This window comes from Vibrio fluvialis, from assembly GCF_900460245.1.
Taxonomy (GTDB): Bacteria; Pseudomonadota; Gammaproteobacteria; order Enterobacterales; family Vibrionaceae; genus Vibrio; species Vibrio fluvialis.
Genome location: NZ_UHIP01000002.1, coordinates 695,087 through 721,573 on the forward strand (window position 1 = coordinate 695,087; position 26,487 = coordinate 721,573).

Below are 26,487 nucleotides of genomic sequence, written 5' to 3' on the forward strand. Positions count from 1 at the left end.
CTATTCTCGTCGTTGAAGTAAGCGGCGCCGAGAGTTCAACGCCGGGCACATTAGTCTTCTTCTGTCAGGCTTGGTTCGTCATCCGTGAAGTCGTCCGCCGCATCTGGTTTGTTGCGACCGTTCAACGTATGGAAGCGCTTGCGACCGCGAGACAGACGAACGTACTTCATCCAAACGCGTTCAATCTTGCTCTGAGCCAGATCCGGGTTATCCAACACCTCTAAAAAGTGCTGTTCTTCCGCATTTTCAGGCTGAAGCAGACCGGTCTCAAGGCCAACCATTGTATCCCCGTACAGCGTTAGGATATCCTCTTCTCCAAGAGTGAAATCACCAGACTTGGCAAAGCCTCTTGGAAACTTTTTAGTATCGAAAAATCGTTTTTTTCCTTGACGAAATACTGTCTCAGACATATCAACCTCGTGTGAATATGTGCTACCACTACGTAGCCGTGGTTCACGGCGAAAGTTAGGCGCAAAATCTCGAAAAGAAAAACAAAAATTTTTTATCGTCATTATTGTACTTACTTGTTAATCTTCACGAGGAATATCAGAGGATTCAATATGGACGTAAAAGTCTTTCGCACCTTTCTTGAACTGGCTAAAGTTCGTCATTTTGGCCGGGCCGCAGAGAATCTGTACCTAACTCAGGCCGCTGTCAGCGCACGTATTAAACAGCTGGAAAGTTACTTCGATGCTCAGCTTTTCACTCGCGACCGGAACAACATCAAACTCACCTCCGCCGGCGAGCGTTTGGTCGGCTATGCCGAAGTGATGGTGGCGACCTTACAGCAAGCGAAATTTGAACTCTCGCTCGAGAGCGGTAAAGCGCTGCAACTGACTCTGGGCGGGACACCGAACATTTGGGACGCCTACTTGCAGAACTGTTTGAGTGTGGTGACCGATGCGTTCAGCGGTTACGGATTCATGGCGGAAGTCATGGGGCGCGAGCAGCTTAGTCGCAACCTGTTAGAGCGCACGCTGGATATGGCGTTTGCGCTGGACCAAATTAAAGCGGAAGAGCTGCAGTGCAAGAAAGTCGCCGACTTGGTACTGGTGCTTGTGTCGACCCGTCCGGATACCGCAGACAGCGTTTTTGACCATCAGTACGTGTATGTGGACTGGGGCGCACGTTTTGCATCAGAGCATGCCGACCGTCACCCGAAAGCGCCAGCGCCGTTTCTACGCACTTCTACCGCGCGTATTGCGCTGGATTTCATTCTTGAGAAGGGCGGCAGTGCCTATCTGCCAGCGTCTGTGGTTGAGCCGTTCCTCAACTCAGGGCAGTTATATCGCGTGGTCGGAGTCGAAGACTGGTATCGGCCAATTTATCTCAGCTATCGCAAAAACAGCTCGTCGGTCGATGCGATTACGCAAGTGGAAAAACTGGTCAAGAGTATCGATCCACTCACCGCATACAGCCTGCAAAGGGCCGGTGGTCTTGGGGTGTCATCCTGAACATGAAAAAGGCGAGAGAATCTCGCCTTTTTTGATGCTGAAATTAGCGCGGCGAGCCATTAACGGCGAAAGTCGATGGCTTCACTGCTTTCGAGGTGAATCCGGGTGGTGGCGGGCTGCGTTTCCGCGATCACTTTTCCGCCACGAACCGAATAACGCACTGCAACCTGACGGCGCACCGCATCAAAACCGCTTTCAGCAGGCAGCACCAGCAGGTTGCCCGGTTTGCCCACTTCAATCCCATACTGATCCTGAATGTTCAGCGTGCGCGCTGAATGGCGGCCAATCAGCTTGAGTGAATCGTTGATTTGTTCATATCCCATCACCTGGCATACATGCAGCCCCATGTGCAGTACCTGTAGCATGTTAGCGGTGCCGAGCGGATACCAGGGGTCAAACACGTCATCGTGCCCGAAACAGACGTTAATGCCCGCACCCAGCATCTCTTTCACCCGGGTGACGCCGCGGCGTTTAGGATAATCATCAAACCGGCCCTGAAGATGAATGTTCACCAGCGGGTTAGCGACAAAGTTAATCCCCGACATGCGCAACAGGCGGAACAGGCGCGAGGCGTAGGCACCATTGTAGGAACCCATGGCGGTGGTGTGGCTGGCCGTGACTTTTTCGCCCATCTGATACTGAAGGGCCAGAGCGGCGACGGTTTCGACAAAGCGTGACTGCTCGTCGTCGATTTCATCGCAATGGACATCAATCAGGCGATCGTATTTCTGGGCCAGTTCGAACACGTAATGCAGCGATTCCACGCCATATTCGCGGGTGAATTCAAAGTGCGGGATCGCGCCAATCACATCGGCGCCGAGTTTGACCGCTTCTTCAAGCAGCGCTTTGCCATTCGGGTAGGAGAGGATGCCCTCCTGCGGAAAGGCAACGATTTGAATGTCGACCCAGGGTTTCATGGTGTCGCGTACTTCCAGCATTGCTTTGAGCGCGGTCAGCGTCGGGTCGGACACATCCACGTGCGTGCGCACATGCTGCACGCCGTTGGCAATCTGCCACTTCAGGGTTTGAATCGCGCGTGCTTTGACATCTTCTATCGACAGCAACGCTTTGCGTTCTGCCCAGCGTTCGATGCCTTCAAACAGAGTGCCGGACAGGTTCCACGCAGGTTCTCCCGCCGTTTGGGTGGTATCCAGATGAATGTGGGGCTCACAAAACGGTGCGACCACTAAGCCACCAGAGGCATCCAGCACCTCGCCTTGATAGTCGATGTGAGTAGTCGTTGGTTCGATATGTGTAAAACGGCCGGATTCAATCAGGATCTGTTTGAGTGATGATTCGCCCTCAAGTCGGGCATTGGTGATCAGAAGTGTGGTCATGGAAAGTCCTTTTGCCAACAGCACTGTTTACTGCCACCTAGTGTGGCACAGAGTGCGTAATGGCGTAAGAACAAAAAAAGGGCGAGATAATCTCGCCCTTCATTGAATCTTCAGAAAATTATTTCTGGCTGACTGCTGAGTCGATGCTCACTTTGCCCGCGCCAGAAATCAGCAGTGATACGCTGGCGGCTAGCAGAGCAAGACCAAACTCGTAACCGTTGTTCGCCATGAACAGACCATTGCCGATGTGCACGCTCAGAATGGCAACGACCATGGTGAATGCGGTTACAAACGCAGCAGGACGAGTCAGCAGACCGATCAGCAAGAACAGGCCGCCAAAGAATTCACCGCTACCCGCCAGGAAAGCCATCAGAACACCCGGTTCAATGCCGATGGATGCCATCCATTGACCAGTGCCTTCCAGACCGTATCCGCCAAACCAGCCAAAAAGTTTTTGCGAGCCATGCGCCATAAAGGTGATGCCGATAGGGATACGTAGAGCCAGTGGTGCAAATCCTGCGTCAGTGCTCATGAGTTTTTTCAAAAATGCGTTCATGTGGGTTTCCTCAATATTCGATAATCTGCAATAAGTGTCGTGCATTGTTGTGTGCCGATGGAGAGAGTTTAGGAGAGTTTAAAAAAATAGATAACGTTCATAACTCGACATTCTTGTTCGAAAAACTTGAAGGACTTTCCGTGAACTTAATCTCATTTTCGTGAATAGCCGGGTAACGATGAGTGAACGCACGGTGTGACCATTGAGTTCCGAAAATGGCTAGTGTTCTGGTGATGACGTCGTACACTGTGCTTAACAGAACGAAGGAACCGATATATGGACACTGAGGTTGATGTTGCACTGACTCCACAAGAGTGCCAGCGAGCAAGGCTAAGCCGCGATCCGCGTTTCGATGGACGCTTCTACGTTGCCGTGAAAACCACGGGTATTTTTTGTCGGCCGATTTGTCCGGCCAACCTGCCCAAAGAGGAGAACGTAGAATATTTCCTCAATCAGGCGCAGGCACTGCAAGCGGGTTATCGTCCGTGTTTGCGTTGCCGCCCGGACAGTGCGCCGAGCTCGTGGGCGTGGAAAGGGGTGGAAACCACGTTTCTGCGTGCGATGAAACTGATTGATAACGGTGAACTGCAAGGCCAGCGCCTGAGTGAGCTGGCTGAGCGGCTGGGGATCAGTGATCGCTACTTGCGTCAACTGTTTCAGTCGCATCTCGGTATGTCGCCGAAACAGTATGCGCAATATCACCAACTGATGTTTGCCAAGCAACTGCTGCACACCAGCCATATGTCGATCACTGATATCGGCTTTGCATGCGGGTTTAACAGTACCCGACGTTTCAATGATGCGTTTCAGAAAGTGCTCAAACTGACGCCCAGCCAGGTGCGTCGGCAGTCAGCACCGGTGACGGCGCAAAATCGATTGTCGCTGGCCTATCGCGGCCCATTTGACTGGGCGCACATGCTGGCGTTTTATCGTCTGCGTGCCGTTGATGGGATTGAACAGGTTGAAGAGGACAGCTATCAACGCCATGTCAGAATTAACGGTTGCGACGGCTGGTTTAAAGCGACGCTGGCGTCGGATTCGCAGTTGGAGATCGAATTTGAACTGGCGGAGCTGACCGAATTGCGTCATTTGGTGAGCCAGTTACGCCGCGTGTTCGATCTCGATGCCGATATTGTCAGCATTGAAGCGCAGCTTGAGCAGGCGGCGCCGGGGCTGGTGACTCACTCTGGCATTCGTATTCCCGGCGTGTGGAATGCCTGGGAAGCCGGCGTGCGGGCGATACTGGGGCAGCAGGTGTCGATTAAAGCGGCGATAGGGCAGCTCAACCTGCTGGTTGCGACGCTCAATTACAATTGCGCCAAACCGTGGTATTTTCCCACCCCGCAGCAAGTGGCTGACGCGGACCTGAGTTTTTTGCGCATGCCGCAAAGCCGCAAGGATACCCTGCACCGCTTTGCGGTGTTTATGGCTGAGCAGCCGAATGCATCACTTGACGACTGGCTGGCACTCAAAGGTGTCGGGCCGTGGACCGTCAATTACGCCCGCTTGCGCGGTGTGTCAGACAGCAACTGCTTTTTGCACACCGATCTGGTGGTGAAAAAAGCATTGGCGACCTTTCCCCATCTGACACCGGAAAGCGTGTCGCCATGGGGCAGTTATGCCACCTTTCATTGTTGGGACCAATAACATGAATCAATTTACTTACTTTGATAGCCCGCTGGGCAAAATGACCTTACAAGCGAACCAGAATGGCCTGTTGGGTGCCTGGTTTGAGACAGAAAAAACGATGCCAAAGGATCTTGGTCAATACAGTGAAAGTTGTCCTATACTCGTCAAAACAATCAATCAGTTAGAAGAGTATTTTGCGGGCAAGCGCCAAGATTTCGACCTACCGCTCGCGGCGACGGGCACACCGTTTCAGTGTTCCGTCTGGCAAGCGCTGTGTACCATTCCATATGGAGAAACCTGGAGCTACCTGCAACTGGCTGAAGCCATTGGTAACCCGAAAGCGGTGCGCGCAGTTGGTCTGGCGAATGGCAAAAATCCACTCTCTATCATCGTGCCGTGCCATCGAGTGATTGGCAAAAGTGGCAAACTGACTGGCTACGCAGGTGGTGTCGAGAGAAAAGCCCAGCTGCTGGCGTTAGAAAAAGAGGCATAACAGAGAAAAATGTTCGTCATGGAAAGATCGACCCTTGTCCCCCTGCTGCTCATCTGTGTTGGCGCGATGTCCGGTTGCAGCCGCGATGATTTGCAGCGCATGGTCAACAAGGAGACCTATATGTTTGAAGGGATCTACGACAATCAGTATGACCAGCAACTTCTGGTATTCAAAGACGGTAAAGTCGCGATACAGGATGCTCATGGCGATGCTGTGTGGCAGCGACCGTTCGATCTCGACGATGACGAACTGACGATTCAGATGAGCCAGAACTCCAAAGAGCAGCGCCCTGAGCTGGTGATGCGTGTGCATGGTAAGGGGGAGGTGCTGACATGCAGCGCCTGCGCCCGTTATCAGTTGAGCAACATCTGGGTACGAGAAGGGGCAGAGGCGAAAAACGTCGAACTGCCCGGCGAAAAACAATCTTAATCTTTGCGCACTACATACTCATAAACAGGGGTTGATTGAGCAGCAGATGCAGGGCGATGCTCACGGCGTAACCAAGAATAATCACCGGCGTCCATTTCAGGTGACCAAAGAAGGTGTACTTGCCGTGTGAGGCGCCCATCAGCGCGACCCCGGCGGCCGAGCCAATCGACAGCAGACTGCCGCCAACCCCGGCGGTCAGTGTCACCAGTAACCAGTTACCGATAGACATGGTGGGCTCCATCGTCAGAACGGCGAACATCACCGGAATGTTATCGACGACAGAAGAGAGGAAGCCAATCATCACGTTGGCCCACACCGGATCCCACTGAGAATACATCACGTCAGAAATCAGCCCCAGATAACCAAGCAGGCTCAGCCCACCGACACACATGACCACACCGTAGAAGAACAGCAAAGTGTCCCATTCGGCGTGCGAAATGCGGCGAAATACGTCAAACGGTACTACTGAACCAATGCGGCGCAGCGCCGCTTCGTCGTTGTTGGCAATCGCTAGCGCGGTTTTCTTCGCCAGCGAACTGGCCAGCGTTTTACGCAGGAAGTAACCGAAGAACTGCAAATAGGCGAGCCCCATCATCATGCCCATCACTGGCGGGAAGTGGAACAGCGCATGGAAACTGACCGCGGTGATAATCGTGAGCACAAACAGCAGCACAATGCGCCGCGCGCCGCGTTTGAGTTCTACCTGTTCATACACCGAGTCCGGCTGTTCTTTCGGCAAATAGAGCGACATGACCATCGCCGGAACCAGATAGTTGGCGATCGACGGCACAAACAGATCCATAAACTGCATGAAAGAGACATGTCCGGCCTGCCACACCATCAGTGTGGTGATGTCGCCAAACGGACTGAACGCACCGCCTGCGTTGGCGGCGATCACAATGTTAATGCAGGCAAGGTTAACGAACTGGTCGTTCTTGCCACCGACTTTCATGACCACGGCGCACATCAGCAGGGCGGTGGTCAGGTTATCGGCAATCGGGGAGATGAAAAACGCGAGCAAACCAGTTATCCAGAACAGCGAGCGGAAATTAAACCCTTTGCCGATCATCCAGGCTTGCAGCGCATCAAACAGACGCCGCTCTTCCATGGCACTGATGTAGGTCATCGCAACCAGCAGAAACAGCAACAACTCGGCGTATTCCAGCAGATTGTATTCCAGTGCTTCGCGAGCAACGTCTGCCATGCCGTGTTGTTGATAGACATAGCCAATCATTGCCCAGATGAGACCAGCCGCCAGCAGTACTGGCTTGGATTTTTTCAGCTGGAGGTACTCTTCCAGCGTAACCAGAATATACGCCAGGCCAAATAGAAGAAGTGAGAGATAACCGATAGTGGAGCGGGTTAGCGGTAAGGTTGATTCAGGCGCCGCAGACGCGAAACACAACGATGAAAACAGGGACGAGACAAGGATCAGGCCAGGCCAAACTCGCTTCATAATCTGTGCTCCAAGCTGCGGAAATTACACAAATTTTAGAAGCTATTTTCCCCACTAAGTGTGAGGTGTATCGAATCTGACTGATCGACAGGCAATAAAAAACCCCGGCAAGCCGGGGTTTTTAACACGATGATTACGCGCGTTTCAGATGAACTTCTTCTTCTTTTGCACCCGCCATTGGGTCATAAAAGCGTGCTTCATCCAGTGCGTTTTCTGATTTCGCCACGATACAGGTGACCACACTGTCACCAGTGATGTTTACTGCAGTACGAATCATATCCAGCAGACGGTCAACACCCATGATCAGGGCAATACCTTCCAGTGGCAGACCCACCTGGTTCAGAACCATCGCCAGCATAACCAGACCTACGCCCGGAACACCCGCAGTACCGATTGACGCCAGTGTCGCCGTCAGGATCACGGTCAGGTAGTCACCCATCGACAGATCGATGTTGAAGGCTTGCGCGATAAATGCGGTCGCAACACCTTGCATGATAGCCGTACCATCCATGTTCACTGTCGCACCCAGAGGGATAGTGAATGACGCAATTTTGTTGTCGACGCCGAAACGGTTTTTCGCCGTTTCCATGGTGACCGGAATGGTCGCGTTTGATGATGCGGTTGAGAACGCAAACATGATGGCGTCTTCCATCTTGCGGAAGAAGGTAATTGGGCTCAGGCCCGCAAAGCTCTTCAGCATCACACTGTAAGTGACCAGACCGTGGATCAGCAGCGTTGCCGCCAGAACCACAAAGTACTCAGCCAGATTCAGAATCGCGCTCAGACCGAGACCGGTGAACAGTTTCGCCATCAGGAAGAACACGCCGTATGGGGCAACGTTCATCAGCAGCGCAACCAGCTTCATGATCACTTCGTTCAGATCGTTAAACACAGCCGCAATACGTTCACCCGGTTTACCTGCTGCACTGATCGCAATACCGAACAGCACCGCAAACACGATCACTTGCAGAGTTTTACCTTCTGCCATCGCGTTGATTGGGTTGGTTGGGAACATATCAATCAGCACTTTACCCAGCGATGGTGCTTCTGCTGAAGTAAAACCGCTGGCCGCTGTCAGATCCGCACCTGCACCCGGCTGGAAAATGGTGCCCATAGTCAGTGCTAGTGTGATCGCAATCGCGGTGGTTGTGATGTAAAACGCCAGAGTTTTTCCGCCCATGCGGCCCAGCGTAGATAGGTCTTTCAGTGAACTTGTCCCGCACACCAGTGAAACAAAAACCAGTGGCACAACAAGCATTTTCAGGCTGGCAATGAAGATCTTGCCGCCAACTTCGAATAATCCATTAACAATATATGCGTCCACAAATCCGTTGTCCGCAAACAGGGTGCGAATAGCAAACCCTGTCAAGATACCGGCTACCATACCCAGAATTACACGGCTGGTGAGCGACATCGGCTTCTTGGTATTCATCTTGAACACTCCTTATATTTATGCACTTCGACATCATTTCAAAGCGAGCGGCAGGGTAGCAGGCGCAATTCAAAATAAAAAAGTAATTTCACAATACCTATCCATCGCTGTGATCATGCTCACTATTTATTCGCTATTTTTAACCGATTTATAACAATTTAATAGTGAATTAATGCGCTTGTATGTAACTTGGCAACATATAAGCTTATCCATGCAACAATGTTCACGATTCTCAACCATTGATAATCTGGGGGATTTTTGACTTTACATGGCAATAAATTGGTGCATATTTAGTCGAATATTTGTGTTTATGTGCATAAGCTTGCATTTAAGCGTTCGGCGATATTGGCGGGGTGAATGAAAGGTATGAGGCCTATCGAAGAGAAGGAAGTGACACGTGCTCTTTTTCAGCGTGCCACTTAAGTTGAGCACAAGTGGCACACTCAGGTCACCAGCTTGGCGAGCGTCTTGGTCACCTTGCCAGCCGAGCGAATAACGCGCGCGATACCCGCTAAAGACGCCACATTCTCATTGAGCTCATCGCATACGCGGCGGCTTTCATCACAAAGCTCTTCCAGCCCTTGCATCGCATCCTGAATCTGGCTGGTGTCCTGCAGTGATTCAATCACCAGTGCGGTGTATTGTTGGCGCAACGTATCCTGCTGCTGCCACAGTTCATCGTATTCCGGTGTGGCCACGTTCATCACTGCCATCAAATCGTCGATTTGCAGCAGAGACAGATAAAGCTGTTGTTTGAGTGATGCCTGATTCATGGTTCCCTCCTTACTCAGGACAGCGAGCGCCGTTCTGGTCAATGATGACCTGGCTTAAACAAGTGTTGACCATATCTTCCACCGATGAGAACAATTTGTGGGTGCGTTTCAGATGTTGGACAGCATCAATAATCCGACTGGAATCAAAGCGACCAGCCTGTACTTCACTGGCAATCACATGGTGCGCACTGGCCATTTCATGCAACGCGCGGGCACTGCTTTCTACCGCAGCCAAACTGGCCAGCATCGCTGAATAGCGCTGATAACTTTGTTCGACGGCCTGACGCCGCAGTAGCAGGTCCTGACGCGAGGTGTTATTGACCGCAGTGAGATAAAGGCTGAGCTCAATATTTTTCGCCACTTCCAGCCGCTGGCTGAAATCCTGGCGCAATATCTGTTTTGCGACGTGGCGGCTGAGAGACTGCACCAGCGGATCTGCGGCCATGACCAGATCGCGGATGGCTTTGGCACGCTGACGGTCGGTGTAAACCGCGAACGCTTCACTGATGATGCGACTTGAGCGTGCGGCCTGTTCATCACTGATGACGGATGCCTTCCCCCACTTTTGATACGCATGGTCGAGATCAGATAACGCATCCGCCAGTTTGACTCCGGCGCGCGCCATCTCCTGATTGGAGGCGGTAGTACTTAACTGATACAACGCCTGCGAATAGGTCAGCAATGCCTGATTTGCCTGATACAAGGCGTTGCCATCAAGGTTGCCAAGGCCCGCTTGCGCGGCGGTTTGCAGCGATTGCTTGGTGACTTTGTTAGGGCTGGTGGTTAAGTTGGCCAGCACTTCATTACGCGCAGAGGCGTTGTAATCGCTGATCAGGCCATCAATCTGCTGGCTGACCTGACGGGCATTGTCGCTGTAACTGGCAATCGGGCCGGTTGGTGTGACCGAGCAACCACTCAGCGCAGTGGCTCCCAGCAGTGTCATGCACACCGCGCGCCGCGAATCATTCCATAACGTCATGCAACCCAGAATTCCTGTTTGATTGAGCAAAGTGATGAATTATGACTCTTTATGCATATTGTTGCTGTGATGTTAATTCCGAAGCGAGCAATTATGGATCCGAGAAGCGTCGGGCAGGGCAATGAAAGGCTTAAAAAGCGAAACCGTGTATGGAATTTCGGGGTGGGGGTGAAATATCAGGAGCACACACGATTTCGCCTGATCACATTCTGGCAATTTGCCGCTAAATGGGTGATGCAATCTTGGCAAAAAATAATACTATTCCATCAAAATAAAGTAATGATGAAGTCAGTATTGTAGAAAATTATGCGTGCGCAGTTTGAAAAAGTGGAATATCGGTACGACAGTTCCTGGCGGCTACTGATTCGGGAACTGGAGACCATTCCGTTTGAGTGGCATTTTCACCCCGAGTATGAGCTGACCCTGACGCTCAACAGCGCTGGCGAGCGCTATATCGGCGACAATATCAGCGATTATCATCATGCGGATCTGACGCTAGTGGGACCGAATATTCCGCATACCTGGCAATCACAACATCATCTGGACCCGACGCGGCCACAAAAAGTGTATGTGTTATGGTTTGACCAAGCGTGGGTCGATAACTTGCTGCGTTCGTTTCCGGAATTTAGTCCGCTCGATACGCTGTTTAAGCAGGCTCGCCACGGTGTGGCCTTTCCAAACGTCTTTGCAGCCTCGTTGCTGCCAATGTTTGAGCGGTTGGACGTCGCCGCTCCGGCGCGGCGCTCAACGTTGTTGCTGAGTATTCTGACCTCGTTGGTGGAGTGTGAACAACCAAAGACGTTGGGTGTTGAGGGCGGTGCCAGCTTGGCTGAAACCCACGGGCGAGAGCAGCGTCTGTTGTCACAACTGCTGGAGCGTATTCACGCTCACTATACTCAGCCACTGGCGCTGAGCGAACTGGCGCAGGATGTGGGGATGAGCGAAAGCACACTCACCCGCTTTTTTAAACGCCTGATGGGGCAGGGGGTCAATCGCTACATCACCCAGGTTCGCATCGGCAAAGCCTGCTCTCTGTTGATTCGCACCGATTTTCCGGTATCGCTGGTGGCACAGCAGGCCGGATTTACCAATCAGGCCAACTTCAACCGGCTGTTTCTCAAATACAAGCAGATGACGCCGCGTGAATTTCGCCAGCGCTTCAAACCGCTACCATAAAAAACGGGGCCAATTGGCCCCGCGCTGTCTTATATTGATGCTGCTTGTTTTCGCGCTCTGAGTAATGCGAGCGGCGAAAAGTTGGTCACCATCATGGTGCCCGTCAGTACCAGTGCAGTGCCGAGTACCGTGTTAAGCCCAATGGTTTCGCCAAGCACCAGATAGCCCCACAAAATACCGAACACCGGGATCAAAAAAGTCACGGACAAAGTCGGCGACGGCCCGATCTCTTTCACCAGTCGAAAATAGAGCAGATAAGCCAGGCCGGTACAGATGATGCCGAGCGCCAGCACGGAAAGCACTTCTGTTCCGCTGGGCGCTTCGCGCATTGGGATGAATGGCAATAAAGGCAGCACCCACAGCGAAGCCGCCCACATGCTGCCGTGCGAGTTATCAAACGACGAGATCGCCGGCGCGTTTTTGGTGTAGTTGGTCGCAATGCCATAACAGAATGCAGCCATGGTCGCCGCCACAATCGGCAATCCCGCATCAGTGCCGATCAGCGAATGGTCGAGGCCGACAATCACGGACACACCCGCGACACCAATCAGCAGACCCGCGATGGCTTTCGGGCTGAGCGGCGTTTTGTGCCACACATAACCAATGACCGCACCCCAAATCGGCGCGGTGGAATTGAGAATAGATAAAGTAGACACGTTCAGTGTTTGCGCCGCATAAGCGAACAGCAGAAACGGCAGTGCGCTGTTGAACAGGCCGAGAATCATAAAGTGTTGCCAGTGCTGGCGAAATGGCAGTGATTTTTTCAGATACAGGCCAATCAGCAGCAGGCTCAGAGCGGCAAATCCGACTCGGGCTTCAATCAGGTAGGCCGGGCCGAAGCTGTGTGCGGCAATACGTAAAAACAGAAATGACCCACCCCAAATGGCGGCCAATCCGAGCAGCTGAAGAAAACTGGCGACAGGCATGACGAATCCTTGTTGTGTCTGGAAAAGCTACTGTGAAGCAGTGCTGAATTTTGGTCAATCACTAAAAAGATTACACTGCCGGAAATGGCGAGTCTGGGCGGTAGGCAGAGGTAAAAAAGCAGGCCGAAGCCTGCTCATCGAAAGCTCGAACGGCGTTACAGCAGTGGTTGACCGAGGTTCGCCGCCGTTTGCTCACCCATGGCGATCAGTGTATCGAGAATGTGTTCGCCATCGGCACGCAACCCGTTGTGTTCATACTGGTTGGTGATCCACGCTTTGCTGTTTGGAATCTGCTTGAGTGTTTCGCGGCTGATGTCCATTTCGACAAACATGTCGTCGGCGTACACCGCGCAACTGACCGGAACGGTGTTGCGCGCCAACACGCTGGCATCGTACAACTGACCCCAGTCCTCTTTATCCGCCAGCAATTGCGCAGCGTCTTTCAGTGGCAGCAGATTGGTGTAGAGATCAAACATCCACGGAAACACCATCTCGCCGGTAAACAGGAACGGTTGCCCCGGCTGGTAATGGAACTCCGGGAAGGCATCACGCATGCGATGCGCTGACCATTGTGAGGCAAAACCCTGACAATAAATGGCTTCGTGCAGAATCGCGTAGATAGGGTTGGTCTGAAACCCTTGGTCCATCATCATGTGCTGTAAAAATTCGTAGCGTAGAGTCTCTTTGCCATCGACGTCGATAAACGCATTTTCCAGCGTGAAGTAGGTCGGCATAAACGCATCACTCATACCAAAATGAATACCGATCTGTTGGAACTGCTCAACGGTAAAACGCTGGCCGTTTGGCAGGCGAACGTCGTTAGCCAGCAAGTGATCGGCAATGCGCTGACACATCGCCTGCGCTTGAGGAAACTGAGCAAAGAACGCGGCGTTTTTGTCCAGAGTGCGCTGGAAGGTGGCGCGGTAGACGTCATCCGGTTGACGTGATAATGACGGTACGCCGCCCGTGATGTAACTGCGTAGCAGGCTCTCAGGGAACAGCGACAGATAGGTCAGCGAACAAAAACCACCAAAGCTCTGGCCAAGTATCGCCCAGCGCTCAACGCCCCATTGCTGACGGATGAACTCGGCGTCGCGTACGATGTTATCGGCGCGGAAGTGGCTCAGATATTCCGCTTGTTGTTGCGGCGTTTTGCCTGCCAGTGTCTGGTGGTTCACCACGCTGCTTTGGCCGGTGCCACGCTGATCCAATAACAGCACTCGGAACTGCTGCAGCGCGCGTTTCATCCAGCCGCTGCTGGCACTGGCGCGCGGCGCCGGAAAGCCCGGACCTCCCTGAAAATAGACCAGCCAAGGCTTGTGTTCATCATTGCCGCTGGCCGATGTCACGGCGCGGGCAAATACCGTGAGGGTTTCGCCCTCAGGTTGCTGATAATCCAACGGGACAGAAAAGGTGTACGGCGTGTAACGAACGCCCGCTTCAACGAAGCTGTGCAGGGAATGCATCATGACTGACTGATTTCCTTGTGAGTCATCTATTGGTTTGCGCAGACGATAGCACAAGGCTGAAGAGGGAGATATGACGCTCTGCGATTTTTGCCACAGAGCGTCATGGGGGTGTTACTTAACCTTCCATCGGCCCGAATCGGGTTGATTCGAAGCTGTTAAGGATGCGGTGGACCAGATAGGTGATCATCAGCGTGACCACAATGGCAAAGAAAATACTGCTGACCCGATACAGCGCGCTGTAGACCAGATCGCCGCCCGGACTGAGGTACTGACCAAACAGAATGCCCAGCGTAGTCAGGCCGCCAAATCCGGCGCCAGAGCCGCTGGATTCTTTCACGTGCATGTAGCTGAATACCATGGCGCCAATCCACAGCAGCGGCACCACAAACAACAGTAAGTCAGACCAATCGTACAACAGCAACTGCCCGGCCAGACCAAATGTCACACCGAGAATCGTCCCCATACCGCGTTTGCGAGCGTATCCCATTGCGCCGTTCCAGTGCATCGGAAACAGCAGCAGAATGGTGGTGGCTTGCGCCGAGAGGGAATCGCTCAAATCAAACACCTGAAATACGACAAACGACAACGTGGTGATGGTCGCGCCCATTAACGCCTCGTGACGCATACGGTGCGACTGCTTGGGCGTCGTCGGACGCGGTGGCGGCTGACGAGGCTCGGCATCCGGCATCACAAACGTCACCAGATAGGCAATCATCACCGACAATACGGTGGCAAAAATATTGCCAAAAATCAGGTCGTTGAGGTCGGTGGTCGGGTAACTGGCAAAGTGCAGCATAATACTGAGACTGATGATGCTGTTGGCACCGAACAGAAACAGGCTGCCTTTTGACATACAGGCAAACTTATACAGAAACAGAAAGAAGGCGATGATGGTCATCATGCCCGGATGCGTACCGAAGTAGCCGCCCAGAATTCCCACTTCCAAACCACATACCACAGCAGAAGCCAGCAACTGGCGTGCCGCGTGGGCGCTCATTACCGGCACCATACCGAGCAGCAGCATCGGCGTGACGGTGTAGAACACCCCGTAGTTCCACCCCATCAACTTATTAAAGGTGAAACCCAGTGTGGCACCTGTGGCGATACGCAGACATTGCCGGAGATCGTTCTCCGACAACGGATGGTCCCATAGTCTCATGCCATCACCTGCTTAGTAGATGTAGTGCAGAGCACTCAGGAAACGGATCTGGATTTTCGCCAGCAGATTAAACACGCTGTTTTCCGGCAACAACTGGACGGTCGCACGTGCGCCCGCTGGCAGTTTTTGCAGCTGTTCATCGCTCAGCGCCAGATGCAGACGCATACGCTGCGCGTCACGTACCCAGCGAGTTGAAGAGGTCGGTGACGCCAGCAGGCCGTTGGCATCAAACTGACCGGAGCTCACACCCGCATCAACACTGCTTACACGCGCTTCAAATACCTGACCCGGTTTGCTGTCAAACGCGATCAGCGCATCGCTATCGGTGCTCAGATGGCGCAGGCTCTTCTCGCGGAAATCGGCAATCACATCCACCTGGTTATCTACCAGAGCGATCAGCGGGCTACCCGCCGCCGCGTAAGTACCGGCTTCGAGTTGCAGGTTGGTCACCACGCCATCATTTTCTGCCATCACTTTGGTGTAAGATAGATTCAGTTTGGCTTGGTCGAGTTGGTTCTGAGCAACACGAACGCTGACGTTTGAATCGTCAGTGTTGCCACGGCTAACCTGAAGCTCTTTCAGGCGAGCGCGTGCGGCCGCCAGATTGGCTTTCGCGGCGGTGGCGGAACTTTGCGCATCATCACGTAGCTGTTGCGAGGTGCCGTTGCGATTAAATAGGGTATTTAAACGGTTGTATTCGCGGGTTTTCTGGTCGGAAACGATCACCGCTGCGGTCACGTCGGCCTGTGCGGCAACAATTGACGCATCCAGCTGATCGTTACTTTGCATCGTGCGCTCTAAGTTGAGCTGAGCTTGTTCTACCGCCAGCTGATACGGCGCCGGATCGATCTGGAACAGAACGTCGCCCTTGTGCACGGTCTGGTTGTTCTTGACGTAAATCTCTGAAATTTGTCCGCTAACGCGTGGTGACACTTTGGTGACCACGCGGGTCGCCATGGCTTGCGGTGTGAGAGGCATCGCAAGGTCGGCAACGAGAAAATAAGCAAAGACGAAGACAAACACGAAGCTGGAGTATTTGATCCAGCGTGCGAATTTCTGATCGGGTGTCATGGGAGTTTATTTCTCTTAATTAAAGGTTATCTGACTTTTCGCTAAGTGATTCGAGGGCATTGTTGGCAATCTGCTCCAGAATCTGACCGAGTTTGAGCAGCTCTTCATCATTGATGTGAATAAGCAGTTGGCGACGAACCTGAAGAATACGCGTCTCCATTTGCTTGATCATGATGCGGCCTTGTTCGGTCAGGCTGACAATACGTGCGCGCTTATCGCTGGCACAGCAGTGTCTGGTGATGAGTGATTGCTCTTCGAGTTGGTTGAGCGTGCGCATCAATGACGCCAGTTCTATCTCCAGCGCTTCGGCAAGATGTTTCTGGCTGATGTTGTCGCCAAGGCGTTGCAGTTTCCATAGTGCGGTCCAGCGAGGATGTGTCAGGCCCAAAGGAGCCAGCTCGCGGTCAGCCACCATCTTCCACAAACGCGAAACGCGGGCGAGTTTTTCAGCCAGAGTCAGCTCGTAAAGGCTGTTGATGTCTTGAATCATGATGCTTCCCTAAATACTTAGCGTGCTAAGTAATATAATTTAGTTAGCACGCTAAGTAAATGGGATGTGATAGAAATCACAATAAAAATTCTAAGCGGATGAGAATGGCGTGAATCAAAAACAAAAAAGGCCAAGCGAATGCTTGGCCAAAAGGACAGTAAGTATCCTTGGGAGTATCGAGAGCCGATTAGAAATCGTAGCGGATACCAGCTTGTAGTTGGTCGTCTTTGTCGTTCAACTGTTCAAACTTGTAACCTGCGTAAGTGCGGATGTGAGCGTCGAACTTGTACACAGCTTCGATTGCGAAGTTGTTTGCTGTTTCGCCGTCAGTATCAGCATCTTGGTTTTCTTGGTAGTTGTACACACCAATCACATCCAGTTGCTTCGTCGCTTTGAATTTTGCAGACAGCTCGTAAGCGATGTAATCGTCGTCGCTCTTCTGACCTTGAGCAAACAGAGCAGCCAGAGTCAGCGTGTCGATTGGTTTAACTTCTGCTGCCAGGTTGTACTGTTTGTCATCGTTATCCTGACCAACATAGCCCGCACCCAGAGTGAACATACCGAAGTTGTACATAGCGGCTACGCCGTAGCTGCTGTTTTCGTCGCCGTTCAGTTCTTTCTCATCTGCTGCCAGGTAGTTGGCTTTCACGGTCAGAGAATCGAATTTACCGGTGTACAGGAAGTTGTTCTGACGTTTGTCTTTGTTGCCCGTTACGATGTCAGCAGCATCTGCACCGAACGTTGCCATGGTATCTGTCAAATCAGTCAGCATAACCTGAGCTGAATCTTGTTTACCGTATGAGAATTCACCGATAGAAGTACCCACACCCGCGAAGAAGTAACGGTTAGTCAGGTTTTCGTCGCCATCGAATTCAGCTTCGTATTTACCAAAGCCGTACAGGTTGTCAGAAAACTGAGATTTACCCACAAGGTTTACGCGAGCACGTGACTTGTCTTTAAATTTCGTTGAACCTGACTCTGTTGCTGTTGCGTCAGATTCGTTGTTGTCTGATACGTTGAAGCGAGCTTCAGCTCGGCCGCCAACTTTAAGTTCTGTACCATCTGCTTTATAAACAGTTGCCGCCATTGCTGAGCCAGAAACTAGTGCTGCGAAAATCGCGGTTGCTACTGCTGCTTGTTTCATTGTTATTACCTTATTCATAGTTTACGAGCTTCGATGCTCTATCGTTTGGTTGAGAGTAAGGTAGGTTTTTTAAATGACGGTTTGATTTCTGGATTGTTACGTTTAGGTTTTGTTTTTATTGAAGAAAAATGAAAAGCCCGCCGATTGGCGGGCTTTTGTACAAATACAGAGCGAATTAGGCGATTTTTACACCATTGGCAATTACACCCACGGCGATGTTGCCGCGCGTTGCGTTTGAATAAGGACACACCTGATGCGCCGTTTTCACCAGCTCAACCGCTTGCGCTTCTGGCAGATCCAGCGTCGCTTCCAGATTCACCGTCAGGGCAAAGCCGCCGCTCGCGTTCGGACCAATACCGACTTCAGCGGTAACCGGGGCTGATTTCAGTGCTACTTTCGCTTCACGTGCTACGTGCAGAATTGCGTTTGAGAAGCAAGCCGAGTAACCCGCAGCGAACAGTTGTTCCGGGTTAGTGGCAGCGCCAGTACCGCCCATCTCTTTTGGATAGCTTAGTTCCAGTGACAGTAGTCCGTCATCCGTTGAAACTTTACCGTTACGGCCAGCCAGTGCGGTTGCTTTTGTTGTGTATAGCGTACTCATGATGTTGCTCCTTTGGGAATGTATATTGTGTAAAATTAAGTTGCGCACAATTTAATTGTTAGCAATATTAAATCGATCTTGAGATGGAATGCAAGTATATTGTGCACAATTTAATTGTGAGTGATGAAGATGAGTCGTTGTGTTCCTTCCCAGAACCCTTTTCCTGTCAGTGATGACGAGCTGTTACTGCTCGACAACCAGCTGTGTTTTCCGCTTTACAGTGCGGCGAACGCGGTGGTGCGCGCTTATCGCCCGTTGCTGGAGACGCTGGATCTGACTTATCCGCAATATCTGGTGATGATGGTGCTGTGGCAGCAAAACGCCATCAGCGTGAAAACGTTGGGTGAAAAACTGCATTTGGATTCCGGCACATTGACGCCGCTGCTCAAACGTCTGGAAGGTAAAGGGCTGGTGGAGCGTCGTCGCAGTCTGACCGATGAGCGTGCACGCGAGTTGTGCCTGACAGATCAGGGAACGGTTTTGCGCGAACAGGCTTTGGCAGTACCGAAGTCGATGGTGTGCAAGTTCGACCTCGATATCGAAGAACTGGTGACGCTCAAACAGTTGTGTGAAAAGGTGATTGGTAAACTCAACGGATAAGAGTTTGCCAAGGATCAGAATTTTGACATCGCGCGCGCTAATTTTGTTGGCGATTGAGTGGGATACGGTACACTTTGCGCTCAATCATCATTCAAGGAAGAGATATGAAGGCGGTTCGTTTCGAAGAGCAAGCAGTGAGCCCGTCCAAAATTTTATGCGTCGGACGCAACTATGTGGAACACGTCAAAGAGCTGAATAATGCCATCCCGGATCAGATGGTGGTATTCAACAAACCCAACAGCAGTATTTCCAGTACGCTGCGAGCCTTTCATGAAGAGCCACTGCATTACGAAACAGAAATCTGCTTCGTGGTTGAAAACGGCCAGTATGTGGGTGTCGGACTCGGATTGGATCTGACCAAGCGCGAACTGCAATCGCAACTCAAACAAAAGCAGCTGCCCTGGGAGCGCGCCAAGGCGTTTGATGGTTCTGCGGTCTTCAGCCGCTTTGTGTCGCTCGCTGGTCTCGATATTGAACAGTTGTCGCTTGAGCTGTTCATCAACTGCGTGCGTGTGCAGTGTGGCGGTGTTTCACAGATGATGTTCAAACCAGCAATGATTCTGCAAGAGCTGCAATCGTATACCACGCTGTTTGACGGTGATATCGTCATGACGGGCACGCCGCAGGGTGTTGGGGTTGTGCACGCGGGGGATGTGTTCCTCGGCCGCCTGAAATGCGGCGAACAAACCTTACTCGAAATTGAATGGCTAGCCGAATAGGCTAGCCTTTTTTCTTTTGCAATCCAGCCAATATTAGGCGCTGAAGACCACCAAGTTCAGCAGCAAAAACACCGCCATACTGACCACGGTGGTCAGCAGTACGTTCTTGGTTCGCCACGCCAACAAACCTGCCAACAACGCGGCCCAGATGTAAGGGTTGGTGCTTTCCAGCCACAGCGATTTTTCATGCGTAAACACAATGGGAGCCCAGATAGCGGTCAGTACTGCCGGGCCGGAATAACTGAGCAACCGTTGTAAACCCGGGCTCAGGCGCAGTGGCAGTTTAGGTTCTAGAAACAGATAACGGCTCATGAACACCAGTGCCGTCATGGCCAGAATCGATAACATGATCATGCCTGACCTCCTTGCAGTTGCTCAGTCGCGTAGCCTGCCAGCATGGCGCCGACACTTGCAATCATCAGGCTGCCATCCACACGGAGCACCGTCAGGCCAACGGACAACAGCAGCGCCACCACCACCGACACCACCACTGGCAAACTCTTAATGTTCGGCACCACGATGGCGATAAAAGTGGCGGCAACCGCAAATTCCAAGCCGAGTTCGTTCAGTGCCGGAATGTAGCTGCCAGCGATAATGCCGACCAGAGTCGCGAGGTTCCAGATCAGATAGAAGCTCAGCCCAGCTCCCAGCGCATACCAGCGATTAAATTGCTGTTCACTTTGCTGACCGCACAGCGCAAACAGCTCATCGGTTAACAGAAAGCCCAACGCTAAACGCCAGCGTGTCGGCAGTGGACTGATTTTGCTGCGCATCGACACACTGTAGAGAAAATGGCGCGAGGTAATAAACAGGGTCGTGATCAGCATCGTCATCAAACCTGCGCCCGCTTTGATCATGCCGGTCGCAACCAGTTGCGCCGATCCGGCAAACAAAATGGCTGACAGTGCCTGACTTTCAAACGGGTTGAGTCCGGCATCAATCGCGAATGACCCAGCCAGCAGCCCCCAGGGCAAAACAGCCACGCTCAGCGGCAGCATGGCGACGGTTCCCTGCCAGAACAGGCGGGATTTGGATTCGGTGTGAGAATGTTGAGACAAAACGGTACTACTCATGAAATCGTCCTGATAGTGAATGCTGACTTTATACGCAACTGGCGTAAAGATACAGTGCGTCGCCGCTACTGGGATGCGAGCGGGCAAGATTCATCACATCACAGCCGCGGGGCAATTACTTGTACAAAGTTGCTCACTTCAACCGGGCAGGCGGTTCAATGCTGAACGTATTGTTTAGGGGTAATGCCCATTGCCTTTTTGAAGTGACGGTGCAGATGGCTTTGATCGTGAAAGCCGCATTCCTGCGCGGTATCGGAAATCGAGTGGCCTGCTTTAAGCAGCGTGCGTGCGTAACGCAGGCGAGCCTGAATCTGGTAAGCGTGTGGTGGAAAGCCAAACTGTTTTTGAAACGCCCGCACCAGATGAAACGGGCTGATCCCCGCCAGTTTTGCCAGTTCCTCTAACGAGACATCCGCCTGCGGAAAATCATCCAGAAACTCTTTCACCAGAGTCAGTTGCTGCTGCGCTTTAGACATCTCGACCGGCTTCGGCGGCGTTTTGCCGTGACGCGCCATCAGCTTGACCAGGCTGGCGTACACCAGCGTTTCACGCAACAGGCGATTGTCGGATTTCTCAAGCGTATCAAACACCAGGCGAAATTGATTGGCGAGTTCCGGATCGTAAACCACGGCTTCGGGAAAGTAGGGAGTGCCGTAACCACCATTGCCCAGCTCGCGCGAGATAGCCTGAAATTGCTCGGGTAACGGGTACATGGCTTTGTAGGCCCAGCCGCCTTCGACCGCTGAATGGCCGGTGTGCACTTCGTCGGCGTTGACCAGAATGATGCTGTCTTGCGGGGCAACATGGTTGCCGCCTGTGCGGTAGAAACGTTGTGCGCCGCGCTCAATCACACCCACGGTATACCCTTCGTGGCTGTGACGGGAAAAGTTCTGTGTTTCGTATTGGGCATCAAGCAGCTCAATGCCGCCGAGTTCGTCGGCCACCTGAAACTTGGCACTTTCCTTTGATTTTGGGGCGCGTTGTTTATCCATAATCCACTCTTTGCACGACGGCTGTTCAGTCTACTTCAAACCGTACCGCGTTTTTTGTACAAAATTGCTCATGTGATTAAATATGAAATCATTAACCAATTACCTTTAATTAGTTGGATGATGGTATTGGATTGATCGATGTTGTTGATATAAAATCCGCCGCTTCCTGATTCCTATAAAATATTTACTATGATCGACTTTGCTGTTTTGCCGGTCTATCTCACTGCGGTGGTGGCGTTGTTGCTGCTGCCGGGGCCGGATATGTTGCTGATCGCCAGTTCGAGTCTCAGCTACGGACGAAAAGTAGGGGTGTTTGCCAGCCTGGGCAATGCGACCTCCGGTATTATCCTCACCATGTTGGCCGCGCTGGGCGTATCGGCATTGATTGCCATGAGCCCGGTGGCGCTGCAGATCCTGCATCTGCTCGGCGGAGCTTACCTGCTCAAAATGGGTTTTGATTGCATGCGTGCCAATGCGGCGCAGGCACCGGAACTCGAGGGCAGCCAGACGATGGCGAGCACCTTTTATCAGCGTGCGCTGGTGAGCAATCTGCTCAATCCGAAAGCTCTGGTGTTCTTTGTGATGTTTTTGCCGCAGTTTGTTTCAGGCAATATTGCCGCGACGTCGGGAGAACAAATGCTGGCACTGGGACTGCTGCTCAATGTGTGTGGCTTGCTGTTTAACCTGCTGCTGGTTGGGGCGGTGGGAGTATTTGGTCAGTCTCTGCTCGATAATGAGAAGTTCCGTACTTATCAGCACAAGCTGATGGGGTTGATTTTCTTTGTGCTGGCGTTGTGGATGCTGAGCGACTTGCTGCGCTAATTCCACACCATCGAAATCAAAACGACAAAGGCACCGAAGGGTGCCTTTGTCGTGTCTGAATGGATGCTTGAAGTTATGCCTGAATGGTCGAGAGCAACTGATCGGACATTTTGCACAGCAGCTCTTTCTTCGGCTTGGTGTGGGCAAATGAGCGCAGGCCGTAAATACCCATCACCAGATACTCTGCCAGAAAATCACAATCCGCATCCGGGGCGATTTCGCCGCGCTGCTGCGCCTGATTGAGCTGCGCCAGCAAACCAAGCTTCCAGATATTCAGTGTGTCGCGAATCACTTGCTCTACTTCGTCATCCTGCTGGGACAACTCACTCAGGGCCTTTTGCAGCAAACAATCCTTGATCTCTTCGCGTGCACACTCGTCCACCACCATGCAAAAGTAGCTTTTCAACCCTTCCATCACGGTCGGTTGTGCGGCAAAGATGGCGTTGAATTCCTCGGTGCGCTCGCAGGCGTAATGTTCCAGCGCTGCCAGCAGTAAGCCGCGTTTATTCTCAAAGGCACAGTAAATCGAACCAGGGTGCAGACCGGTGGCTTTTTTCAGGTCCTGCATGCTGGTTTTGTTGAATCCCTTCGACATAAATTCGTACATCGCAGAGCGCAATACCTGCTCTCTGTCAAATTCGGCTACGCGCACATCGCTTCTCTAACTCAATTATGTTGGTGCGATTCTACTCCGATTTCTCTGCGCTGACAAAAATTCTTGAACGATCATTCAAAATATATCTTGAATGATCGTTCAAGTTTGATCTAGCATAAGCGCATTGACTAAAAGCAAGGACATTGCGATGACCGATTTACTGTTTCAACCTTACCGACTGAATGACCAGATCACTCTGGATAACCGTATTGTGATGGCACCTCTGACCCGTTGTATGGCGGGCGAAGGTCTGGTTCCGACTGATGAAATGGCGGCGTACTATGCGCGCCGTGCCGATGCTGGCCTGATTATCTCTGAGGCGACGATTATTCGCCCGGACGGTCAGGGTTACCCAAGCACACCAGGTCTGTTTTCTGCTGAACAAGTGGAAGGCTGGAAGAAAGTGACTGCGGCAGTGCACGAACGTGGCGGTAAGATTTTCGCTCAGCTGTGGCACACTGGCCGTGTTGCGCATCCGGCATTTTTTGATGGTGAATACGTATTGGCACCTTCAGCGGTCGCGTTTGAAGGAACGGTGCCGCGTCGTCGCGATCTGACTTACACCGTGCCAAAAGCGGCAACGAAAGAAGAGATTGACCAACTGATTGAAGACTACGCAGTCGCGGCTGAAAACGCGATTGTGGCCGGGTTTGACGGCGTCGAAATCCACGGCGCGAACGGTTACCTGCTGGATCAGTTCCTGCACTACGACACCAACCTGCGTGATGATGAATTTGGTCAAACGCCGGAAAATATGGCGCGTTTCCCGCTGGCGGTGATTGATGCCATCATTGAACGCATCGGCGGTTACCGCACCGGTTTACGTTTGTCACCGGGTGCGTATGCGCACATCAGTCCGGATCCACGTGACCGCGCGGTATTTGACTATCTGCTGGCCGAGCTGGAACAACGCGAATTGGCTTACCTGCACGAAGGTATGTTTGACGACAGCATGGAGTTTGATTATCTCGGCGGTAAAGTGTCGGAATACATGCGTCAGCATTACTCGAAAACGCTGATGGCGGTGGGTGGTTTCACTGCACAAACTGGCGCTCAGGCAATTGAACAAGGTCTGTTTGAACTGCTGGCGATCGGTCGTGCGTTCATTGCCAACCCGGATTACGTGTCGCTGGTGCGTGATGGTCAGGCAGTCAAAGCATACGATGAAAGCATGCTGGCTGAACTGGTGTAAGTTCACTGGTTAAGCGCGAATTCATGGCAATAAAAAGCCCCCGCTTCGGCGGGGCTTTTCGCATGATTAATGACCTTGCAGGCTGGTCTGGTGCTCGCTGATCAGCAGCGCCATCTGTTCATCGGCACGCTCCTGGGCACTTTCGAAGCTTTCGTTGTGAGCAAAGCTGCCCACCACCTCGTAGTAACACTTCAGTTTTGGCTCCGTACCGGATGGGCGAACAATCACACGTGCGCCGCCATCAAGGTGATAAATCAGCACGTCACTGCTTGGTAAGTCGATGCTTTCTGTCGTGCCGTCTTTAAAGCGGCGTACGGAATGCTTCAGATCATCGGTGCTGATGATGGCTTTGCCGGCAATTTCGTGCGGCGGTTCATTGCGCAGGCGATCACCGACAGGTGGTGCCGCAGGATCGAGTGCGATGCTGCGCTGCGCCGTGACGTACAAACCGTGTTGACGGTAGATGGCTTCCAGCTGATCCCAGATGGTTTTGCCTTGATCGTACAACTCGGCCGCAAGCTGAGCAAACGCCACCATCGCCGACAGGCCGTCTTTATCCCACACCGCATTACCTACGGTGTAACCCAGCGCTTCTTCGTAGGCGAACAGGAATTGATGTTGCTCGCTTTGCTGTTGCATGGCGATGTTGGTCAGCCACTTAAAGCCCGTGAGAGTCTGATAATATTTCGCCCCATGTGCCGCTGCGATTTTGCCCAGCAGGCTCGATGACACGATGGTGTTGCCCACCAATTGTTTGCTGGCGTTGGTTTTGCTCAGCAAGTAATGACCAAACAGCGTTCCGACCTGATCGCCGGTCAGCATCTGATAGCGGCCATCAGGTTTGCGTACGGCCACGGCAAAGCGGTCGGCATCCGGGTCGTTGGCGCACGCCAGTTCAGCGTCGATAGAGTCGGCAAGCGCAATCACCATGTCCATCGCGCCGGCTTCTTCCGGGTTGGGGAAGTTCACGGTCGGAAAGGTGCCATCCGGCTCGCGTTGTTCTTTCACGCTCAGCAGATTTTTAAAGCCTGCATCGTGTAGCAGCGTCTCGGCCATTTCAGCACCGACGCCATGCATTGCGGTGTAAGCGATGGTAACAGCTTGTGGGTTGGTGTGATTGTTCAGCAGTGGGCTGTTGTCAATGGTTTTGCGGTAAGTCTGGTAGTAGGCGTCGTCCAGCCATTCCAGCAGACCGACCTGATGGGCGTCATCCAAAGACATCAACGGCACCGCGCGCTGAGCGGCCAGATCGATTTCGCCAGCAATACCGGAATCGTGCGGTGGAATGATTTGCGCGCCGTTTTCCCAGTAGACTTTAAAGCCGTTATATTCCGGTGGGTTGTGACTGGCAGTCACTACCACGGCGGCGGCCGCATTGAAGTGTTTTACGCCAAATGCCACGACTGGGGTCGGGGCGACTTTGTAGGTCAGATAAACTTTAATGCCAAGTGATGCCAGCACGGCTGCTGTGTCGTGGGCAAATTGTTGCGAATCCGGGCGACCATCATAGCCAATCACCACACCACGCATTTTGGCATTGTCGACTTGTTTGATGAGGTATTCTCCGAGTCCGGCTGCGGTTTCCTGAATCACCAAGCGGTTCATTCGATTTGGGCCACAGCCGACTTTTCCACGCAGGCCAGCGGTACCGAATTCCAGTCGGGATTTGAATCGCTCCTGCAGTTCGTCAAGATTCTGCGCATCAATCAGCGCCTGAAGCTCTTCGCGGGTTCTTGGATCGGGATCTTTCGCTAACCATTGCGTGACTTGTTGCATCATGGTTGTCACCTTATTTTGTTCATTGAGTTGTTAGTGTAAGTGATATTTATTCTCGATTATGAGGGCGCAATCGCTAAACTT

General features: G+C 52.4%; 29 protein-coding genes. 10 read left to right on the forward strand and 19 right to left on the reverse strand.

All coding sequences use genetic code 11. From position 1 onward, the window contains the following. Nucleotides 1–50: 50 nt before the first annotated feature. On the reverse strand, nucleotides 51–410 hold the full coding sequence (locus tag DYA43_RS18155; RefSeq protein ID WP_020328800.1) for a MaoP family protein: 360 nt from the start codon (nucleotides 408–410) through the stop codon (nucleotides 51–53). A 150-nt stretch (nucleotides 411–560) separates the two neighbouring features. Between DYA43_RS18155 and DYA43_RS18160 the strand changes: the two genes are divergently transcribed. Continuing rightward, nucleotides 561–1,454 (forward strand): LysR family transcriptional regulator, encoded by an 894-nt coding sequence (locus DYA43_RS18160; RefSeq protein ID WP_020328801.1) that lies wholly within the window; start codon nucleotides 561–563, stop codon nucleotides 1,452–1,454. A 59-nt stretch (nucleotides 1,455–1,513) separates the two neighbouring features. Here the strand turns inward: DYA43_RS18160 and DYA43_RS18165 are convergent, their stop codons facing one another. After that, on the reverse strand, nucleotides 1,514–2,791 hold the full coding sequence (locus DYA43_RS18165; protein WP_061055322.1) for a cytosine deaminase: 1,278 nt from the start codon (nucleotides 2,789–2,791) through the stop codon (nucleotides 1,514–1,516). 118 nt (nucleotides 2,792–2,909) lie between these two features. Continuing rightward, entirely contained in the window at nucleotides 2,910–3,347 is a 438-nt protein-coding gene (locus DYA43_RS18170; RefSeq protein WP_020328803.1) for a DoxX family protein, read from the reverse strand. 276 nt (nucleotides 3,348–3,623) lie between these two features. Between DYA43_RS18170 and DYA43_RS18175 the strand changes: the two genes are divergently transcribed. The 3 genes from DYA43_RS18175 to DYA43_RS18185 are packed head-to-tail and all read left to right on the forward strand — an operon-like array spanning nucleotide 3,624 to nucleotide 5,898. Beyond that, on the forward strand, nucleotides 3,624–4,994 hold the full coding sequence (locus DYA43_RS18175) for a DNA-3-methyladenine glycosylase 2 family protein (protein WP_061055323.1): 1,371 nt from the start codon (nucleotides 3,624–3,626) through the stop codon (nucleotides 4,992–4,994). Between the two features lies 1 nt (nucleotide 4,995). Beyond that, nucleotides 4,996–5,469 (forward strand): methylated-DNA--[protein]-cysteine S-methyltransferase, encoded by a 474-nt coding sequence (locus DYA43_RS18180; RefSeq protein WP_024374890.1) that lies wholly within the window; start codon nucleotides 4,996–4,998, stop codon nucleotides 5,467–5,469. Nucleotides 5,470–5,487: 18 nt separating this feature from the next. Further along, a complete protein-coding gene (locus tag DYA43_RS18185; RefSeq protein ID WP_225869390.1) occupies nucleotides 5,488–5,898 on the forward strand; it encodes a hypothetical protein in 411 nt (136 codons plus the stop codon). 10 nt (nucleotides 5,899–5,908) lie between these two features. Here DYA43_RS18185 and nhaD read toward each other — a convergent pair whose 3' ends face one another. The 4 genes from nhaD to DYA43_RS18205 all read right to left on the reverse strand — a co-directional run bounded on the left by nhaD (nucleotide 5,909) and on the right by DYA43_RS18205 (nucleotide 10,538). Further along, nucleotides 5,909–7,354, reverse strand: coding sequence for a sodium:proton antiporter NhaD (nhaD, locus tag DYA43_RS18190; RefSeq protein WP_055452016.1), 1,446 nt, complete (start codon nucleotides 7,352–7,354; stop codon nucleotides 5,909–5,911). Between the two features lie 133 nt (nucleotides 7,355–7,487). Then, on the reverse strand, nucleotides 7,488–8,786 hold the full coding sequence (locus DYA43_RS18195) for a dicarboxylate/amino acid:cation symporter (protein WP_020328808.1): 1,299 nt from the start codon (nucleotides 8,784–8,786) through the stop codon (nucleotides 7,488–7,490). A 443-nt stretch (nucleotides 8,787–9,229) separates the two neighbouring features. After that, entirely contained in the window at nucleotides 9,230–9,559 is a 330-nt protein-coding gene (locus DYA43_RS18200; RefSeq protein WP_020328809.1) for a hypothetical protein, read from the reverse strand. 10 nt (nucleotides 9,560–9,569) lie between these two features. Further along, complete coding sequence (locus DYA43_RS18205) at nucleotides 9,570–10,538, reverse strand: hypothetical protein (protein WP_123946141.1); 969 nt, start codon at nucleotides 10,536–10,538, stop codon at nucleotides 9,570–9,572. Nucleotides 10,539–10,589: 51 nt separating this feature from the next. Here DYA43_RS18205 and DYA43_RS18210 point away from each other — a divergent pair, with 51 nt between their 5' ends. Next, the gene (locus tag DYA43_RS18210) at nucleotides 10,590–10,838 is read left to right on the forward strand and encodes a hypothetical protein (RefSeq protein WP_061055325.1); all 249 of its coding nucleotides are present in this window, start codon (nucleotides 10,590–10,592) and stop codon (nucleotides 10,836–10,838) included. A gap of 6 nt (nucleotides 10,839–10,844) precedes the next feature. Next, nucleotides 10,845–11,714: a helix-turn-helix domain-containing protein gene (locus DYA43_RS18215; protein WP_061055326.1), complete on the forward strand. Its 870-nt coding sequence runs from the start codon at nucleotides 10,845–10,847 to the stop codon at nucleotides 11,712–11,714. Between the two features lie 29 nt (nucleotides 11,715–11,743). Here the strand turns inward: DYA43_RS18215 and DYA43_RS18220 are convergent, their stop codons facing one another. From DYA43_RS18220 to ohr, 7 genes are all read right to left on the reverse strand, one after another. After that, nucleotides 11,744–12,640 (reverse strand): DMT family transporter, encoded by an 897-nt coding sequence (locus DYA43_RS18220; protein ID WP_061055327.1) that lies wholly within the window; start codon nucleotides 12,638–12,640, stop codon nucleotides 11,744–11,746. Between the two features lie 155 nt (nucleotides 12,641–12,795). Further along, nucleotides 12,796–14,109 carry an alpha/beta fold hydrolase gene (locus DYA43_RS18225; RefSeq protein ID WP_061055328.1) on the reverse strand — a complete coding sequence of 438 codons (1,314 nt, stop codon included), beginning with the start codon at nucleotides 14,107–14,109 and terminating at the stop codon, nucleotides 12,796–12,798. Nucleotides 14,110–14,224: 115 nt separating this feature from the next. Continuing rightward, complete coding sequence (locus DYA43_RS18230; RefSeq protein WP_020429525.1) at nucleotides 14,225–15,268, reverse strand: DUF2955 domain-containing protein; 1,044 nt, start codon at nucleotides 15,266–15,268, stop codon at nucleotides 14,225–14,227. 12 nt (nucleotides 15,269–15,280) lie between these two features. After that, nucleotides 15,281–16,339 carry an HlyD family secretion protein gene (locus DYA43_RS18235; protein WP_020429523.1) on the reverse strand — a complete coding sequence of 353 codons (1,059 nt, stop codon included), beginning with the start codon at nucleotides 16,337–16,339 and terminating at the stop codon, nucleotides 15,281–15,283. Nucleotides 16,340–16,358: 19 nt separating this feature from the next. Then, the gene (slyA, locus tag DYA43_RS18240; protein ID WP_020328817.1) at nucleotides 16,359–16,829 is read right to left on the reverse strand and encodes a transcriptional regulator SlyA; all 471 of its coding nucleotides are present in this window, start codon (nucleotides 16,827–16,829) and stop codon (nucleotides 16,359–16,361) included. Between the two features lie 187 nt (nucleotides 16,830–17,016). Next, nucleotides 17,017–17,973, reverse strand: a complete 957-nt coding sequence (locus DYA43_RS18245) for a porin (RefSeq protein ID WP_020328818.1) — start codon at nucleotides 17,971–17,973, stop codon at nucleotides 17,017–17,019. A 175-nt stretch (nucleotides 17,974–18,148) separates the two neighbouring features. Then, a complete protein-coding gene (gene ohr / locus DYA43_RS18250; RefSeq protein ID WP_020328819.1) occupies nucleotides 18,149–18,574 on the reverse strand; it encodes an organic hydroperoxide reductase Ohr in 426 nt (141 codons plus the stop codon). Between the two features lie 129 nt (nucleotides 18,575–18,703). Between ohr and ohrR the strand changes: the two genes are divergently transcribed. After that, nucleotides 18,704–19,174 carry a transcriptional regulator OhrR gene (ohrR, locus tag DYA43_RS18255; protein WP_061056051.1) on the forward strand — a complete coding sequence of 157 codons (471 nt, stop codon included), beginning with the start codon at nucleotides 18,704–18,706 and terminating at the stop codon, nucleotides 19,172–19,174. A gap of 104 nt (nucleotides 19,175–19,278) precedes the next feature. Continuing rightward, nucleotides 19,279–19,893, forward strand: a complete 615-nt coding sequence (locus DYA43_RS18260; RefSeq protein WP_061055329.1) for a fumarylacetoacetate hydrolase family protein — start codon at nucleotides 19,279–19,281, stop codon at nucleotides 19,891–19,893. 33 nt (nucleotides 19,894–19,926) lie between these two features. On the opposite strand, the gene DYA43_RS18265 is transcribed toward DYA43_RS18260, so the two are convergent. From DYA43_RS18265 to DYA43_RS18275, 3 genes are all read right to left on the reverse strand, one after another. Further along, on the reverse strand, nucleotides 19,927–20,247 hold the full coding sequence (locus DYA43_RS18265; RefSeq protein ID WP_020328822.1) for an AzlD domain-containing protein: 321 nt from the start codon (nucleotides 20,245–20,247) through the stop codon (nucleotides 19,927–19,929). Beyond that, entirely contained in the window at nucleotides 20,244–20,966 is a 723-nt protein-coding gene (locus DYA43_RS18270) for an AzlC family ABC transporter permease (protein WP_061055330.1), read from the reverse strand. Before DYA43_RS18270 ends, DYA43_RS18265 begins: the two co-directional genes overlap by 4 nt. 155 nt (nucleotides 20,967–21,121) lie before the next feature. Next, the gene (locus DYA43_RS18275; protein ID WP_024374881.1) at nucleotides 21,122–21,958 is read right to left on the reverse strand and encodes an AraC family transcriptional regulator; all 837 of its coding nucleotides are present in this window, start codon (nucleotides 21,956–21,958) and stop codon (nucleotides 21,122–21,124) included. A gap of 189 nt (nucleotides 21,959–22,147) precedes the next feature. Between DYA43_RS18275 and DYA43_RS18280 the strand changes: the two genes are divergently transcribed. Continuing rightward, the gene (locus tag DYA43_RS18280; protein ID WP_061055331.1) at nucleotides 22,148–22,780 is read left to right on the forward strand and encodes a LysE family translocator; all 633 of its coding nucleotides are present in this window, start codon (nucleotides 22,148–22,150) and stop codon (nucleotides 22,778–22,780) included. A gap of 73 nt (nucleotides 22,781–22,853) precedes the next feature. Here DYA43_RS18280 and DYA43_RS18285 read toward each other — a convergent pair whose 3' ends face one another. Next, nucleotides 22,854–23,432 (reverse strand): TetR/AcrR family transcriptional regulator, encoded by a 579-nt coding sequence (locus tag DYA43_RS18285; RefSeq protein WP_020429517.1) that lies wholly within the window; start codon nucleotides 23,430–23,432, stop codon nucleotides 22,854–22,856. A 151-nt stretch (nucleotides 23,433–23,583) separates the two neighbouring features. Here DYA43_RS18285 and DYA43_RS18290 point away from each other — a divergent pair, with 151 nt between their 5' ends. Next, nucleotides 23,584–24,627 (forward strand): alkene reductase, encoded by a 1,044-nt coding sequence (locus tag DYA43_RS18290; RefSeq protein WP_024374878.1) that lies wholly within the window; start codon nucleotides 23,584–23,586, stop codon nucleotides 24,625–24,627. A 66-nt stretch (nucleotides 24,628–24,693) separates the two neighbouring features. On the opposite strand, the gene DYA43_RS18295 is transcribed toward DYA43_RS18290, so the two are convergent. Further along, nucleotides 24,694–26,406, reverse strand: a complete 1,713-nt coding sequence (locus tag DYA43_RS18295) for a phospho-sugar mutase (RefSeq protein WP_061055332.1) — start codon at nucleotides 26,404–26,406, stop codon at nucleotides 24,694–24,696. Between the last annotated feature and the right edge of the window lie 81 nt (nucleotides 26,407–26,487).